This is a genomic window from Clostridium sp. Cult2 (genome assembly GCF_021655075.1).
GTDB lineage: Bacteria > Bacillota > Clostridia > Tissierellales > Tepidimicrobiaceae > Schnuerera.
In genome coordinates this window covers 1-15,831 of sequence record NZ_PPXX01000092.1, presented here as the reverse complement: position 1 = coordinate 15,831, position 15,831 = coordinate 1, and the positions used below count along the sequence as shown (strand labels likewise).

The following is a 15,831-nucleotide window of genomic DNA, read 5'->3' as shown; positions in this document are numbered from 1 at the left end:
TACATCTCCTTTTAAAGAATAGTAACTCCTGGCCCTGGTCCAGTTATGATTATTTGCTCCTTATCAAAGAATTGGGTTAGTCTCTCTTTTATTTTCTGGCTTTCCGATAACTTACAAAGTATTTTGACATTAGGTCCTGCATCCATGGTAAAATAACAGGGAATGCCTTCTTTTCTTAATTCCCGTACTATTTGCATTACCGTAACACTCTCTGGCTCCCAATAGGATAGTGGCGGGTTTGCACCTAACATAGTAGCATGCATTTTTAGGCCATTTCTTTCAGCAATTAAACCCATTTGCTCAAAATCTCGTTTTTTAATTGCAACTTTAATCTGTTTCAAATCTTCTTCAGCACCTTCTACCCAGTCTTCATAAAAAGGTGAAGTTTCTACTGTTCGTTTCATTCCTTCACGACTGGAAATTAATTTTTCCTTTGCATTTACTATAACAACAACCATTCCAATATCCCATTTTGCATCATCAATAGGAACTGCATAGGAATCCTCATTACATATGCCTTTTTGCCATTCCACAAGGCCACCGTAAATACTCCTAGTTGCACTACCAGAACCCCGCCTTGCATAGATTGACAATTCTTTATTATTAAGATTCAATCCACTAGCCACATTTGCTGCAGCTGCTAATGCAGCAAAACCTGAAGCAGATGAAGCCAGTCCAGCAGCAGTAGGTACATAATTAATACTTTTAACCACTGCTGGCATGTTAATTTTCACTGCTTTACGGAATAAATCTAAAAAGTTACTTATCTTATTAGTAGCAACCTCATCTTGGATATTATCATTTAAATAAAAATAATCTTTTTCAATATCTTCCTTAAAAATTACCTCTGTTTCTGTATAAAAACAATCTAAAGTAAGGGAAAGGCTACCATTCATTGGCAATACCAACCTATCATTTCTCTTTCCCCAGTATTTAATTAAAGCAATATTTGCATGAGCCCTTGCTTTTCCCTTAACTTTCACAGCAAATCAACTCCCATATTATATATCCAGATGTTTTTGGCTCTGCTGCACAATAATTTATTAGAAATAAATTTAGCTTGCTGTTGGGTAGCAGCCAAAGCTATCATGCAACCACCACGACCACCACCAGTTAGTTTGGCACCTATAGCTCCATTATTTAATGCTACAGAAACTAAATGGTTTAGTGTCCCATTACTAACACCTAATTTATCCAATATGGAATGAGCTTCATTCATAATCTTCCCAAGTTTCACTACATCTTTTGCTTCAATGGAGATTTTTGCATCCTCTGTTAGAACACCTAACTGCTTAATTAATAACTCACCTTTTTCAGGATTGGATTCCATTAATTTTTTTACACTTGCAACAGCAGCTTGAGTTTGACCAGGCTCTCCAGTATCTGCAACTATTAAATAAGCATTTAATTTAAACGGAAATGGAGCAAAAGGCCTTCCCTTAGTATAATATAGTGGTGTTTCTTCTATAATAATTGCCGTATCTATACCACTTGGATTTCCATGTACTATTTTTTCGGAAACATTTGACCATTTTAATAAGTTCTCATTTGTAAGTGGTTGGCTAAAAAAATCATATAAAGCACGAATTGTTGCAACTGCTACAGCAGCGCTAGACCCCATTCCTCGTTCTGGTGGAATAGAACTTTCAATTCGGATACTGAAGTTCTCCAATTCTTCATCAAAACTATTTACTATCTCCTTGATAATAGAAATTAAACCTAATAACCTTTCTGGTGTATTGAACAACAAGCCCTTATAAAAAAAACAGTCCAACGTTATAGAGCCCTTTTTTCTACTAATAATAGTTTTTATTTTTGTTTTCGGAAAAGGTATGGCTAATGCTGGCTGTCCATATACGACAGCATGTTCTCCTATCAAAATTATTTTACCAATGGCAGTTCCTACTGCTGATTTATTATCCATATTATACTCCTTATTCATAAGTATTATAATAAAACAATCTTTTCAATAATCCAAGGGGCTGCGTATAAAGTCATAAACTGTACTCCATAACTTACCCCCATTTTATTCAATGTACCACAAGTTATACCAATTAGTAATACTCCAAAAACATTTATTAGTCCTGCATCCATATATGCTAATAGAAGAATAAATGAAATAAACAGCCCCAAAATTGCCTCATGGGGAATCCTTCTTAGGACAAATGCTGAAATTCTGCCAGCAAATCTATTTGTAATATAGTATGTTATCGAAACTGCAATTACTGCACCGATTAATATGGCAACAATAAATTCCCATCTATCTAATATATGGTATAAATTATTCTCTACTGTAAAAACAGGAGGAGCATTAAACAACGCACCACCTGGCCCAATGGCAGTTGGCGATAAAGGAAGACCTATAGCCATTAAAGGAATAATTATCCCTGAAAGATAAGTTGCTTGGCCTAAAGCACTCATAGTTGTAATAGCTGTTGTTGCCTTGTTTACAGGATTCTTCATTCTATTTGCCACTGTCTCTCCAAATAAAATGGTTAATCCTACTGGACTGAGTACAAATAAAAAATTTACTATTAAAGCTGAAATAGAGGCATTTCTCATTTCTTCTTTTGTTAGTATTTTAAAGGGGTTTAACGTTTTACTCCCTCTAGCCTCACTTGGTATTACTATTTTTTTCATATTTTCTGTTATCATAGAATGGCGCTCTGATTTATTTAAAAGTGTCAACACAGAAACAATCAAGGGACCAATTGTAATGCCAAGGAAGAATGATGTTGTAATATTCACATCCTTTGGCACAATGCCCATTCCCCAGTATAAATGCCTTAATCCCATAAACAATAATGCCAATGGCATAATACTAAGTATAGAAAGTATTTTGTTTTTACCTATTAAAGATAAAAAAATTGCCCCTAAAAAGAACAATAGCTGTGCAAAAGTCTTTATTTTCTCTCCATAAGGAGCTAAAATATTTGCAAGCATTAAAGCAACGGGAATTGAAATAACAGTTCCTATCAAAGACCCTACTGCCATCTTCTTGATGACTATTGCTGACATTCCTTTTTCTTTTAAGAACAAAGAATATTCTAACATAGGGCTGGACATTACACCACCAGGTAATCCTACTAATGCCGTTGGTATTGCATTGGTTAAATTCAACGTAACAATTGCTGCTATAAAAAATGTCAATACAATTATAGGTGGTGTACCTGCTAAGACCACTGTTAAAGTTATAGGCATTAGTACCGATGTTTCATCGGTACCAGGAATAAAACCAATAATTGTATATATGAAAACAGCTCCCAAAGCTGCCAAAATCATTTGAATTATTAGAATTGTATTCATAGCTGATATTTCTCCTTATTTATCTTTCGTTTCTTCTTCCAGAATAATAATACGTTTTGGCTTAATTAATAAAGTCGATATAGAAAAACCTAAAACTGCTCCTACTAAACCAAAAAACAACTGTTTTGTTTGATCATTAGATGGTGCTAAAAAATAAGCACCCATAGTTGTAACCCCAGAAATAATTATAGATAATACTAGAGATTTAATTTCAACTATATCTCCCCAAATTTCTACCATTTGTTTTCTCTTCTTCATAATTATATCTCCCTTGTTATTATATAAACTATATTAAATAATTATTTTTCTAATACCTTAATCCCCTTAGCAACTCTATCTCTTTCTTATATCCCTCTAATTCATTTGGGGTTTCCAAATAGAAAGGTAAATCCTTTAAATTTGGATGGTTAATTATGTTCTTTATAGCTTCCAAACCAATGGTACCTTCCCCTATCTTAGCATGTCTATCTTTTTTGCTATTAAATTCCATCATACTATCATTTAGATGGATGGCTTTCAATTTATCTAATCCAATTATATTATCAAATTCTTCCAACACTCCATCTAAATCATTAACAATATCATAACCTGCTGAGTAGATGTGACAGGTATCAAGACAAACCCCCACTAATTCATTATGCTTTACCCTATCGATAATAGCCCTTATTTCTTCAAAACTACGCCCTAATTCTGTACCTTTACCAGACATGGTTTCTAGTAAGAGCATTGTAGTTTCGTTACCTGTTATTATCTCATTTAATGCCTCAGCAATTCTAATAACACCGTATTCTGAACCTTTCCCCACATGATTACCTGGATGGAATGTAAAATAAGGTATGGAAATCTCATTTAATCTCTCATAATCTTCCATTAATATTCCTTTTGCCATTCCATAGATTCTGTCCTTATGAGACCCTAAATTTATAATATATGGAGCATGGGCAAGTAATGGCCCAAAAGCATTCTCTTTTAATATCTTTTTCATTTCTTCTACATCTTCTATATCAAGTTCCTTAGAAGATGAACCTCTAGGGTTTCTACTAAAAAACTGAAAAACATTTGCTCCTATTTCTAAAGCTAGTTCAGCAGCTTTCTCATAACCCTTTGCAATAGTCAAATGACAACCAATATACATCTAATCATCCTCTCTTGTACATATATTATATACTACCCTAAATTAATATCAATTTATCTATGTCTTCTATTTAAAATATGATATAATTTATTTTAGGCTATAAATAAAGGAGTTTAAAATATGTTTAACTTGAAAAGAAAATCTTTTAAAAACTTTGATTTTATATTGTTTTTTACTGTTCTTTTACTTTGTATATTTGGAATAATAATGATTAAATCTGCCACATTATCCTTTGAAACTAACCGTTATGTAAAAGTACAATCTATATCTACCATATTAGGAATTATAGCTATTGCTTTTTTAGTATTGTTGGACTATCAATTTTTAGGAAAATTCTACATCCCTATCTATATAGTTTCAGTCCTATTATTAGTGGCTGTTGCATTATTTGGAATTGGTGCTGAACAATGGGGTTCAGATTCCTGGTTAGATATTGGTGGGTTTGTATTTCAACCTGCAGAAATTGCAAAAGTAGGTCTTATTATTTTCCTGGCACAGTATATTGATAAAAATAAACATAATATTAATCAACCTCTAACGCTATTAAAAATACTGGTACTTGCTGGAATCCCAATTCTTCTTATAGCTAAACAACCTGATTTCGGAACTGCCATAGTATTTGTTTTCTTTATTTTTGTTATGCTTTTTGCAGCAGGTTTGGATTGGAAATATATTGGCTATGCAATATTAATAGGGATTATAAGCCTTCCAATATTATGGTTTTCTCTAGAGGGTTATCAACGTGATAGAATATTTGACTTTTTAGACCCAGATAGGGATACCTCTGGGACGGGCTATCAAGCTATGCAATCTAGAATCGCTGTTGGTTCAGGTAAAGTATTTGGTAGAGGATTGTTCCATGGAACCCAAACCCAATATAACTATCTCCCTGAAAAACAAACGGATTTTATCTTTGCTGTTGTTAGTGAAGAATTAGGGTTAATTGGTGGATTAGCCATTATCCTTCTTTATTTCATACTACTTTATAGACTTATTAAAATCGCAAAAAATAGCACAGATACTTTTGGTTCTCTTATGATTACCGGTTTTGCTGCCATGTTTTTAATCCATATATGGGAAAATATTGGAATGACTATAGGTCTTATGCCTATAACTGGTATTCCTCTTCCCTTCTTAAGCTATGGAGGAACTTTTCAGTTAATCAACCTAATATGTATAGGAATTGCATTGAGTGTATCAGTCCATAAGGAAGGACTTAATTTTTAGCTGCATAATTGCAGCTATTTTTTATTAATCTGAGGGAACCATCTATCCCCTATTGAGGAGGTTTAGAACAGATGGATATGTAACCAATTATCTCCAGGAATCCCAAGAAGGTCCTCCAAGAAAATATTATAAAATTACAGAAGAAGGACAGAAAGCCTTCGAAGAATTGGTAAAAGAATGGGAAGATTTTACCATAGGAGTTAATAAAATTATAAGAGGTGATTTTGTTTAATAGGGAATTTAGATATTATTCTTCCTTCATCCTACGCTAAGGATTTAAATCTAGAAGCAAATCTAGGTTCTATTCATATTGATGGTTTAGAGTTAGACAAATTATATGCAAAAGGGGATTTAGGTGATATAAATATTGAAAATGCTACTTTAAAGAAATTAGAAGCAAAATCTTCTCTAGGAGGGATATCAATAGAAAATGTGTCCTCTTCAAAACATAAATTATCCACTGATTTAGGAGCTATTAACACAAAAAATATTGAAGGTCCTTTAGAATCCAAAACCAATTTAGGAAGCATAAATATTGATGCTAAATAAGTTAATTTAGGAGGTAAAGATTTTGAGAAATAAAAGGATTAAAGAAAGATTAATATTATTAATAATATTAGCTATTATAACAATATCATCTATAGGTTGTAATCATAAGAAGGAAGTATCACTGTTTCCAATGAACCACTTACCATGGAAGAAAAGCTAGAGGATTTTGAATATGCCTATAGCATTATAAAAGAAAATTATCCTTTTCTTGAAGTCAATAAAAGATTACATGGAGTAGATTGGTTAGGAAATAAGGAAGAGTATATTGAAAGGATAAAGAAAACAGGCACGGATAATGAATTTATAGAAGAGTTCGGTAATATAATAAGGGAATTGAATAATGGCCATACCCATGTACTTCATCAAGATCAGTTTAAATGGTATTATTCAGTATATACTGGTTCAAGAAGTAAAAACTGTTCCTGATGTTGAAGTAAATGCAGCTATAATTAGGGATTATAAATATGATGAAGCTATTCAATATGTTATAAATTCTAAATGAGTCGAAGACAATTTATAGTCCTCGACTCACATAATTTTTATTCTACCCTTTCCTTGACCCTTTTCTTTCTTTTAATAATAAATCTAACTAGTAAGATTATAAGAACTGAAATAATCAAAATTATACTATAGACTGCCAAGGCAATTTTATTTGGGTTTCTAAGTCTTGCAAATAGATTTGGATTATAGTCTACAATTTTTCTTCCCTGCTTTTCACTGTAATATTTGGGAACTTGTGGTATACCATCTTCAGTATCGAAGGATTTTAAATATTCTGCTATGGCTAACCATTCCTTAATCTCATGGCCTTCATCATATATTATTTGAGCTTCATAATCGGTAATGGGAAGGCCTTCCTTAGTCTTAGGTACAATGGATAATAATCCAAAGGATTTATCACCAACAATGGAAAGCATTTGTGCAGAATATAATCCTGCCACTACACGGTAGAGTTCATCATCTTTTATTTCCTCTCTACTACCATCTTCCTTTTCTAAATATACATCCGTTACCTTATTGAAAATCAACCTATTTGGGTTAAAGGTGAAATTAAGACCAGATGTATAGAGTTGAGCTACACTCATTATTGGAGTAATTGAAGCGTCTACTTCTGCTACAGTTTTTAGTTCCTTTCCCGTCAGATACACAGAGATTAATGGGTAACCTGAAACTTTATCTGGCCCTATGCCCAAGGAACTTACATTGAATACATCTGATACAGTGATATACCCTTCAACAAAGGAACCCCTTATTGTGCCAGAAGGGACAACAGAGGCTGCGATTGGTTCATAATCCTCTCCTTCCGCTTCCTTTACAGCAAAAATATAGGAGTCACTAATAAGATTACCTAATATATCCTCATCATGTTCAACTCCTAATACTCCATAAGGAGTAAAATTAAATGGAGTATTAGCTAATACTTCATCAAAGACCATATTAAACCTATTTAGGTACTCTTCTTGAACTATTCCTTTATAATATTCTATAGTTTGGGATGTTTCATCATTTATAGCTAGTGAATCATCAATTGGCTCTAATCTATAGTCATTTACCTTCCAGTTTTTATTCTCATCTTGTATTATATTTAATACACCTAAATTATCTCCATTTCTTCCTGAGGAACCTATGATTGTATCTCCAACTATTATAGGTTCATAATGGGAAGTGTGAGTATGTCCGCTTATAATAATATCAATATCTGGTACTTCTTTAGCCAAAATTTCATCTTCTGATTTCGACTTGTCTTCCCAAGTGCCTGAGTGAGATAGGCATACTATCAATTCTACTTTTTCTTCATCTTTTAATATTTGGACTATATCTTTAGCTGCTTGGATTTGGTCGGTAAATTCGACTTCAGACATGGGTGCATTAGAATCTGCTTCTATTCCCATTAGCCCAAAAATACCTATTTTAATACCATTATGTTCAATTACCGTATAGTCTTTAACTCCATAATGCTCCATAGAATTTTTTAATTTAGTCAAAGATGGAGTCAATTCTCCATTGTCATCTACTGGAAAAGAAATATTAGAAGCAACAATTTGGGGTAAATTATCCCCACTATCCTTTGCAGCCTTTAAACTGTCTGCTAATCCTTCTGCTCTAAAATCAAATTCATGGTTACCAAAAGTCACCACGTCATATCCCATCTGTCCCATTAATCTTAATCCAGGAGAATGGCTAGAAAAAATAGTCTGAAATAAAGTTCCCATGGAGAAGTCTCCTCCATCTACTATTAATAGATTAGAATCCTTTTCTCTTTCTTTATTAATTGCTGAATATAATCGAGCATATCCACCTAAGGTTTTAATTTCTCCATCTTCTTCTATCTCAAAAGGGTAAAATTGATCATGCATATCATGAGTAAAAAGTATTGTTATGGATTTTTCTCCTTCTTCCAAATAAGACTTTTGAGGGATAAGTATAAACACCATTATGATACTTAGCAATATTGATAAAACCCTAATAGTTTTTTTCATACTCTACCTCCAAATTAATCCTATACTATCAATGATTTCTTAAAAACCATTCAATCAGTTGAGAGCCTATACTTATTGATTTTTTATACATTCCTGGTATCTCTTCTTTAGAAAACCAATCAGCATGTGCTATCTCATTTCCATCTACTTTTATTTCTCCATCAAGATAATCTGCTGTAAATCCTATCATCATGGAATTGGGAAAAGGCCATGGCTGAGAACCAAAATACTTAATATTATTAACCTTAATACCAACTTCTTCATATACTTCTCTTTTGACGCATTCTTCAAATGTTTCGCCATATTCAACAAAACCAGCAATTACGCTATACCTTCTATCAGGAAACTGTCTATTATGAGCCAATAATAACTTATCTCCCTTAGTAACTGCTACAATAATTGCTGGTGAGGTTCTAGGCCAAGTAGTATTTCCACAATTTGAACATACCATTGCCCTCTCAAATTTACTATCTTTAATATACATTTTTGAACCACATTTACCACAGTGTTGATTCAATTTTAACCAATTTAATAATAGATTTGCTTTTGTAGCCAAAAGATAAGTATCCTTATCTACAGTTTTAGATAGAGTTCTTAAATCAACAAAATCAATATGTCTTTCATCTACTTTGTCAACAAGCTCTCCACAATGACAATTATACCCAGAATAAGCCCCCATACACTGAATATTATATATGCTTACATTTAAATCCAGTATATCTTTTCGTCTAGGGATAAAAAGATTGCCCTTTTCCTTACAAACCATTAATTGGCTACCTTTAAATAAAAATAAGAAATCCCCTTTATCTTCCCTATGTAAAGGCTTAACTGATGGTTGAAATAATATATAGTCTTCCATACAATCCCCCTATTCACTATCAGTAATATTTTCTTTTTCATCTAAAAAACATTTTCTACATAAAGGCTCATATTCGTCAGAGGCTCCAATTTTAATCCTTTCCTGATCTTTGGATTTTCTATGGCTAACCCAGGCATCACTGCCACATTTTACACAGACAGCATGGTGTTTATAAAGATAATCTGCTATAGGCATTAATTCTTTTACTATTTCAAAAGGTGTGCCTGTAAAGTCCATATCAAGGCCTGCTACTATAACAGTAAAATTTTTTTCCAATAAACCATTTATTCCTGAGATAATATCTTCAACTTTACCACCTAAAAACTGTATTTCGTCTATTGCTATTACATCAGGCTTCAATTCATTGCAATATTCGATTAATTGGTCTATATTCTCTACTAAAATAGCATTCAAAGAAGTCAAATCGTGAGTTACAATCTCATTTCTATTAAATCTACTATCAATAGCTGGTTTAAAAGCTATGGTTTTATATTTTGCTATATTAAATCTTTTAACATCTTTTTCTAAACTGGATGTTTTACCTGAAAACATAGATCCAGTATGAATAATTAATTTTCCTTTATATTGATGCAATGTATTTTCCCCCTTTTTCATTAGCTTTTAATATTATATCATGATTTTACTTATTTGACCTTTAAAACTTTCTTGGATATTCACATAATACTTTTTAATGAATATTATAAAGTATCATATGTCCTATAAGGGAGAGTTGCTTATGGATAAAAAAATCATAGTGGAAGTAAAAAAAATAGGTATGACCTATCATACATTTAATGGTGAAACGGAAGCCCTACTAAACATTGATTTTAAAGTGTATGAAGGCGAAATAGTTAGTATTGTAGGCCCTAGTGGATGTGGAAAATCTACTCTACTTTCAATAATTGCAGGTTTAATTAAGCCTTCTATAGGAGAAGTATTGGTTAATGGGAAAAAGGTTACTAACCCAACAAAAGATATAGGCTATATGTTTCAGAGAGATCATCTATTCGAATGGAGAACTATACTTCAAAATGTATTATTAGGTCTTGAAATCCACGGGAAAGCTGAAAGCAAAGCCATAGAAACTGCAGAAAGGCTTTTAACCACCTATGGACTAGGAGATTTTAAATATAAATATCCTAGACAATTATCTGGTGGAATGAGACAAAGGGCTGCATTAATCAGAACTTTGATTGTAGAACCCAATTTATTACTATTAGACGAACCCTTTTCCGCATTAGACTATCAGACAAGATTAGCTATATCCGATGAAATAGGTATAATATTAAAAAAGGAGAAAAAAACAGCCCTATTAGTGACCCATGATATTGCAGAAGCAATATCACTATCCGATAGAATAATTGTACTAACCAATAGGCCTGCCAGCATTAAGGATATTATTGATATTGAATTAACCTGTGCTGAAGGAATATGGAGTCCAATAAAATGTCGTGAAGCTCCCGAATTTAGACATTATTTCAATAAAATATGGAAGGAGCTTGATGTTCATGTCTAATAATTCAGTATCTAATGAGCATATTAAGTATTTAAAAAAGATAAAGAAAAGAAAACGCACTATATTCATTGTTCAAGTATCCATATTAGTAATAGGATTATTGTTATGGGAACTAGCTGCACAACTTAATTGGATAGATTCTTTCTTAACAAGCTTTCCTTCAGGTATATGGAAGTTATTTTTACAATATGCTAAGGGTGGAGGGTTATTCTATCATGTGGGAATTTCTGTTTTTGAAACTATTGTCGGTTTTACAGCGGGTACCATATTAGGAATCCTTGTGGCAATAGGTTTATGGTGGTCTGATTTTTGGGCAAAAGTATTGGACCCCTATTTAGTAGTATTAAATAGCTTGCCAAAAACAGCTTTAGCACCTATTGTAATAATCTGGGTTGGTGCAGGCTATTCAGGCATAATAGTCACAGCTATTACAGTTTCCATAGTCATCACAATTATGAATATGTTTTTCAGTTTCATATCTGTCGATAAAGATAAAATTAAGCTATTACAAACTTTTGGAGCCTCTAAATTCCAAATTCTGAAAAAAGTAGTACTACCTTATTCCATACCTACTATGATAAGTACTCTGAAAGTAAATATAGGATTATCTTGGGTAGGGGTAATTGTTGGGGAATTTTTGGTGTCTAAAGCGGGAATAGGATATCTAATAGTATATGGTGGTCAGGTCTTTAAATTGGATTTAGTAATGATGAGCGTATTTATTTTAGCCCTGATTTCAGCATTAATGTACAAAGGAATTTCTATCCTAGAGGATAGATTTTTAAAGTGGAATGAATAATAATAGGGTTAGGTTTAATTTTAAACCTAACCCTATTATTATTCATCTAAATTATCAATCTCTATCTTTTCAATTACAACTGGTTCCATGGGTTTATCATTTCCATCAGTTTCTACAGCTGCAATTTTATCCACTATGTCCATCCCATCAAATACTTGACCAAATACCGTATGTCTATAATCTAAATGGGGTGTACCTCCTAGTTCAGTATAGGCTTTTACTACTTCCTCTGGAAAACCTTGTTCTCCTCCTAATTTAGTCATCTGTTCAATTAGAGTTTCTTCAACAGAATCCTTTTGAACTATAAAAAATTGACTACCATTTGTATTTGGCCCTGCATTTGCCATGGAAAGTGAACCCCTAAAATTGTGGTAATTTATATCAAATTCATCTTCAAAGGGATTCCCCCATATACTTTCTCCACCAGTTCCATTTCTATTTGGGTCTCCCCCTTGGATCATAAAACCATTTATTACTCTGTGGAAAATCAATCCATCATAATATCCATTTTTAGCATGGGTTTTAAAATTTTCCACAGCTTTTGGTGCTACTTCAGGAAACAATCTTATCTTAATAGTTCCATAATTAGTTTCCATTACTACAATTTCCTCATCTTTTTTTGGTAATTTCAATTGTTCTAATGCCATATCTTCCCCTCCTTGGACCGAGTCTTCATTTTTTTCTACTGCTTCTTTTTTGCATCCACTTAGAAATAATATTGTTGTGAATATCAAGAAAATAAAAATTGATAATACTCATATCATTAAATGTATAACCTAATAAGAATCTCCTAACCAAGGTTTGTCACTCCAAGCATATTTTGATGCTATGTTCATTATAAATTGTATTTGCTCCTCTAGTCTATTATTGTTTATTGAGTTAATATCATTTTGGTTTTGATTCATTAATTCAATATATTCATCTTTTCCTATTCCTGATATAGCTAATCCAGATACCTTATTTTCCATAAAGACATTTACATCTTCAAACATATTATCAAAATACTCTTGTTTAATTGGAATCTTTAATTCTTTTGCTCTTTCTTTAATATTTTTAATATTTCTATAATGTCTTCTATATGCACTAAATACAGAGGATGTATCCATATATAATTGATCACTATCTTCTAAACCTAGATAATTTAAATAAATATAAAAGCTATTAATATCTATGTTTTTACTCCCCAATACATTATAAACTCCAACTCCCTCTTTTAAACTACCATCTAGGAACAAGAATACTATAGTTCTACTTGCCATTTGTTGATTGTTTTTTTCACTTAGGCTTCGTGCCAATTCTAAGGTGGCTGCAACAGAGGTGCCATTTTTATATAATTCATTTCCATAATTTGTTACTATTACTAATGGATTGTTGCTATTTCTACCCCATATATAAGCAGCTATATTTTTACCTTCTACTAATTCCTTCTCTCCAGTCTCTGTATTTTCCTGCTGATAAGCAATCTCCTGCACATATTCATCATCAAAAACTGGTAATAATCTATCAATTTTTTCTAATTCTTTTGCTATATATTCAGCTGTTTTTTCTTTAGTTTCTATAGAGCTAATATTATCTAAATCCTTCCAAGCCCTCTCTCCATTAATTTGATAATATCCATTGCTTGCATCAATAGAAGGGGATATCCACAGAATTATTAATACAATAATAATTGATTTTACTATTACTTTACTCTTATTCCAACTGAATCTTTTAATATCTTCAATATATTGTTTTGGAGATATAAAATTTCCTATCTTTTTCATCCCTTTGGATACTATGGAACCATAATTTTTAATATTATAGGATAATCCTCTTGCTGTTAATAAAAAACCTAAAATACCAATCACAAAGAAGATTATTGGCCAAACTACTAACCAATATGCTTCTAAATTAATAGCTTCCTTAGTTGTTGCAAGAATACCTCCCCATTCTGGGTTATAGTTTGGAATAACACCCCATCTTGTTTCAATTGTTGAATATTTATTCACTCCTATAGTGATTCCCAGAAAACCCAATATACAAAGTATAAAAAGAGTTATTCCTATTTCTTTTAAAAATAATATTAATATATGTGGAATTTTTTCTTTAAAACTAAATTTGACTTTCCCATTATCCTTGTCAGTAAATATTTCACTACTACTATTTAAAAAACTATTAACTCTTTCCCATCCTAAAATACCTAATACTATTGAAAAAGCTACTACAGAATAATTTAATTCTAACCTATTAAAATAAGGTTGGCTTAAAATAATATATCCCACTAATATGTTTAATATCATACTAAAACCATAAAAGATTTTATTATAGGTTTTTTTTCTATCCTTTATTATTAACAATATTACAACTCCAATAGCTAATCTGATAATAGTAGATATGAATGCAATTCCTAAAGTTATTTTTGTCCCTTTAATAAGTAGACTGAACAGATTTCTTCCAAGGGGATCTGTACCTAATTGATCTAAGGGATTAGGCTTAACAGGATGTTCTGCTTTTAGTACATCTCTATTTATTATATACTCTAAATCCCTATCTAGAGAATAAGGATCAGCAGTAATTATACTATCTTCATAAATCATAGTAAATAATAGTAATAAAATTATTATAGTTCCAACTATTAGTGACCAATTTACCTTTGTCATTATATCCCCCTTTTCCTCAATAAATCCATTACACTACATCACTTATATATTTTATCATATACCATTATATATGAATATATCAATTTAGAATATTAAGATTATTTATTATGTTCTTTTAACTCTAATGGATTCGCTGCTTGAGAATCTTTTACTATTACTAAATACTGAAAATAATCAGCAGTAACCCCTCCCTCAGGTAATTTGTGTAGTATTGGCCAAATTAATTTCCTAATAAAAGGAGAATCTTTGCCATTTAATTTAAATATGGTGTACTCACCTTTAGTAAAATCATTAAAAACTTCCAATGCTGGATCCAAAGTATTAATGGAACTTATATAATTTTTCCTAATAGTAGGATATAGATATTTACAATTATGGTATACATAAGCTATAGATAATACTTTACCCCTAAATATGGATTCCTTACTGTTTAAAGCTGCTCCAAACCAATTTACATAAGGGAAAGGTCTTTGAAATATATGAGAAAGACCTAATTGACCATAGTACTTACCCTTTGGTAGCCTATTGTAAAGCTCTATAAAATTTTGGTACATCTTTCTATCTCTAATATCATTAAAATTGTTTCCCTGGTATACTTCATACATAATTAGTAAATTCTTATTTATATGTTTAAATTTATAATAGTTTTCTTTTAATAATATTCTATAGATTTCTTCTTTATCATCTAAATCCATATCTAGTTTTTTAGAAAATCTTTTTAGTTCATCATTAGTTAAATCCCTATCCGTTTTTATTATTATTTTCAAATCATCTACTACTCCCTCTATCTCCTTAGGAATATCCTTCTCATATAGACAGTAGTCCATAAATATCAGTGCATTTTTAGGCTGATGCTCAATATCTACTCCTACAATAGTTATTTTCCTGTCCTTGGGCATACTTTCATTGAGTTCATAAACTTCCATCCAATGCTCATAATCATCCTTATTCCAAGCATCAGTACCTTTTAATGGTCTATAGACCATCTTTAATAAATCCTCATTACCTGTTTTCAGATACATATTTAAAAAATAAGCTACACTAAAGGGAAGCTCACAGAGATAATATTTAAAATCTGTTTTTTGTTTAAAGTACTCTAAAAATTTCATTCTTAATTTAACATTAGCTTTAACTCCATGATTTTCACCAGTCAAAAAAATTTCCTTATCCTCTAAATCATCATCCACAATTGACAAACTTGAAAAACCATCATCTTCTCCTATGGTTATTTTATTGTGATTGTTCTTTAGATATCTTTTTAATTGATTATTCATTGATATAACTCCATTTCTATTATTTAATTACTATAACTTTTTATATA

The 15,831-nt window shown here is 31.5% G+C and carries 18 protein-coding genes; 7 read left to right on the top strand and 11 right to left on the bottom strand.

The window, feature by feature from the left end:
• Positions 1-11: 11 nt before the first annotated feature.
• Genes mvaD through C3E90_RS09555 form a run of 5 tightly spaced genes read right to left on the bottom strand, consistent with a single transcriptional unit; the run spans position 12 to position 4,441 of the window.
• Complete coding sequence (mvaD, locus tag C3E90_RS09575) at positions 12-983, bottom strand: diphosphomevalonate decarboxylase (RefSeq protein WP_236915419.1); 972 nt, start codon at positions 981-983, stop codon at positions 12-14.
• Positions 980-1,924, bottom strand: coding sequence for a mevalonate kinase (mvk, locus tag C3E90_RS09570; RefSeq protein ID WP_236915418.1), 945 nt, complete (start codon positions 1,922-1,924; stop codon positions 980-982). Before mvk ends, mvaD begins: the two co-directional genes overlap by 4 nt.
• 23 nt (positions 1,925-1,947) lie before the next feature.
• Positions 1,948-3,306 carry a tripartite tricarboxylate transporter permease gene (locus tag C3E90_RS09565; protein WP_236915417.1) on the bottom strand — a complete coding sequence of 453 codons (1,359 nt, stop codon included), beginning with the start codon at positions 3,304-3,306 and terminating at the stop codon, positions 1,948-1,950.
• 15 nt (positions 3,307-3,321) lie between these two features.
• On the bottom strand, positions 3,322-3,564 hold the full coding sequence (locus C3E90_RS09560) for a hypothetical protein (protein WP_236915416.1): 243 nt from the start codon (positions 3,562-3,564) through the stop codon (positions 3,322-3,324).
• A 49-nt stretch (positions 3,565-3,613) separates the two neighbouring features.
• A complete protein-coding gene (locus C3E90_RS09555) occupies positions 3,614-4,441 on the bottom strand; it encodes a deoxyribonuclease IV (protein WP_236915415.1) in 828 nt (275 codons plus the stop codon).
• 120 nt (positions 4,442-4,561) lie between these two features.
• Between C3E90_RS09555 and rodA the strand changes: the two genes are divergently transcribed.
• The 5 genes from rodA to C3E90_RS09535 are packed head-to-tail and all read left to right on the top strand — an operon-like array spanning position 4,562 to position 6,643.
• The gene (gene rodA / locus C3E90_RS09550) at positions 4,562-5,668 is read left to right on the top strand and encodes a rod shape-determining protein RodA (RefSeq protein WP_236915414.1); all 1,107 of its coding nucleotides are present in this window, start codon (positions 4,562-4,564) and stop codon (positions 5,666-5,668) included.
• A gap of 40 nt (positions 5,669-5,708) precedes the next feature.
• Positions 5,709-5,900 carry a PadR family transcriptional regulator gene (locus C3E90_RS09545; RefSeq protein WP_336513029.1) on the top strand — a complete coding sequence of 64 codons (192 nt, stop codon included), beginning with the start codon at positions 5,709-5,711 and terminating at the stop codon, positions 5,898-5,900.
• Entirely contained in the window at positions 5,900-6,217 is a 318-nt protein-coding gene (locus tag C3E90_RS13615) for a DUF4097 family beta strand repeat-containing protein (RefSeq protein ID WP_442870575.1), read from the top strand. Before C3E90_RS09545 ends, C3E90_RS13615 begins: the two co-directional genes overlap by 1 nt.
• A 22-nt stretch (positions 6,218-6,239) precedes the next feature.
• Positions 6,240-6,377, top strand: coding sequence for a hypothetical protein (locus tag C3E90_RS09540; protein WP_236915413.1), 138 nt, complete (start codon positions 6,240-6,242; stop codon positions 6,375-6,377).
• On the top strand, positions 6,362-6,643 hold the full coding sequence (locus tag C3E90_RS09535; RefSeq protein WP_236915412.1) for a hypothetical protein: 282 nt from the start codon (positions 6,362-6,364) through the stop codon (positions 6,641-6,643). Before C3E90_RS09540 ends, C3E90_RS09535 begins: the two co-directional genes overlap by 16 nt.
• 113 nt (positions 6,644-6,756) lie before the next feature.
• Here C3E90_RS09535 and C3E90_RS09530 read toward each other — a convergent pair whose 3' ends face one another.
• From C3E90_RS09530 to C3E90_RS09520, 3 genes are read right to left on the bottom strand one after another with little or no spacing between them, the layout of a single operon-like run.
• Positions 6,757-8,697: a bifunctional metallophosphatase/5'-nucleotidase gene (locus C3E90_RS09530; RefSeq protein WP_236915411.1), complete on the bottom strand. Its 1,941-nt coding sequence runs from the start codon at positions 8,695-8,697 to the stop codon at positions 6,757-6,759.
• A gap of 28 nt (positions 8,698-8,725) precedes the next feature.
• Positions 8,726-9,556 (bottom strand): NAD(+) diphosphatase, encoded by an 831-nt coding sequence (nudC, locus tag C3E90_RS09525; protein WP_236915410.1) that lies wholly within the window; start codon positions 9,554-9,556, stop codon positions 8,726-8,728.
• A 9-nt stretch (positions 9,557-9,565) separates the two neighbouring features.
• The gene (locus C3E90_RS09520; RefSeq protein ID WP_236915409.1) at positions 9,566-10,150 is read right to left on the bottom strand and encodes a thymidine kinase; all 585 of its coding nucleotides are present in this window, start codon (positions 10,148-10,150) and stop codon (positions 9,566-9,568) included.
• A gap of 142 nt (positions 10,151-10,292) precedes the next feature.
• Between C3E90_RS09520 and C3E90_RS09515 the strand changes: the two genes are divergently transcribed.
• Together C3E90_RS09515 and C3E90_RS09510 are read left to right on the top strand one after the other, a co-directional pair.
• On the top strand, positions 10,293-11,072 hold the full coding sequence (locus tag C3E90_RS09515; RefSeq protein WP_236915408.1) for an ABC transporter ATP-binding protein: 780 nt from the start codon (positions 10,293-10,295) through the stop codon (positions 11,070-11,072).
• Complete coding sequence (locus C3E90_RS09510; RefSeq protein ID WP_236915407.1) at positions 11,059-11,871, top strand: ABC transporter permease; 813 nt, start codon at positions 11,059-11,061, stop codon at positions 11,869-11,871. The genes C3E90_RS09515 and C3E90_RS09510 overlap by 14 nt, the downstream gene beginning before the upstream one ends.
• A 38-nt stretch (positions 11,872-11,909) precedes the next feature.
• On the opposite strand, the gene C3E90_RS09505 is transcribed toward C3E90_RS09510, so the two are convergent.
• The 3 genes from C3E90_RS09505 to C3E90_RS09495 form a co-directional block, all read right to left on the bottom strand.
• Positions 11,910-12,518 (bottom strand): peptidylprolyl isomerase, encoded by a 609-nt coding sequence (locus C3E90_RS09505; RefSeq protein WP_236915406.1) that lies wholly within the window; start codon positions 12,516-12,518, stop codon positions 11,910-11,912.
• Between the two features lie 129 nt (positions 12,519-12,647).
• Entirely contained in the window at positions 12,648-14,510 is a 1,863-nt protein-coding gene (locus tag C3E90_RS09500) for a hypothetical protein (protein WP_236915405.1), read from the bottom strand.
• 98 nt (positions 14,511-14,608) lie between these two features.
• Positions 14,609-15,784, bottom strand: a complete 1,176-nt coding sequence (locus tag C3E90_RS09495; protein WP_236915404.1) for a hypothetical protein — start codon at positions 15,782-15,784, stop codon at positions 14,609-14,611.
• Between the last annotated feature and the right edge of the window lie 47 nt (positions 15,785-15,831).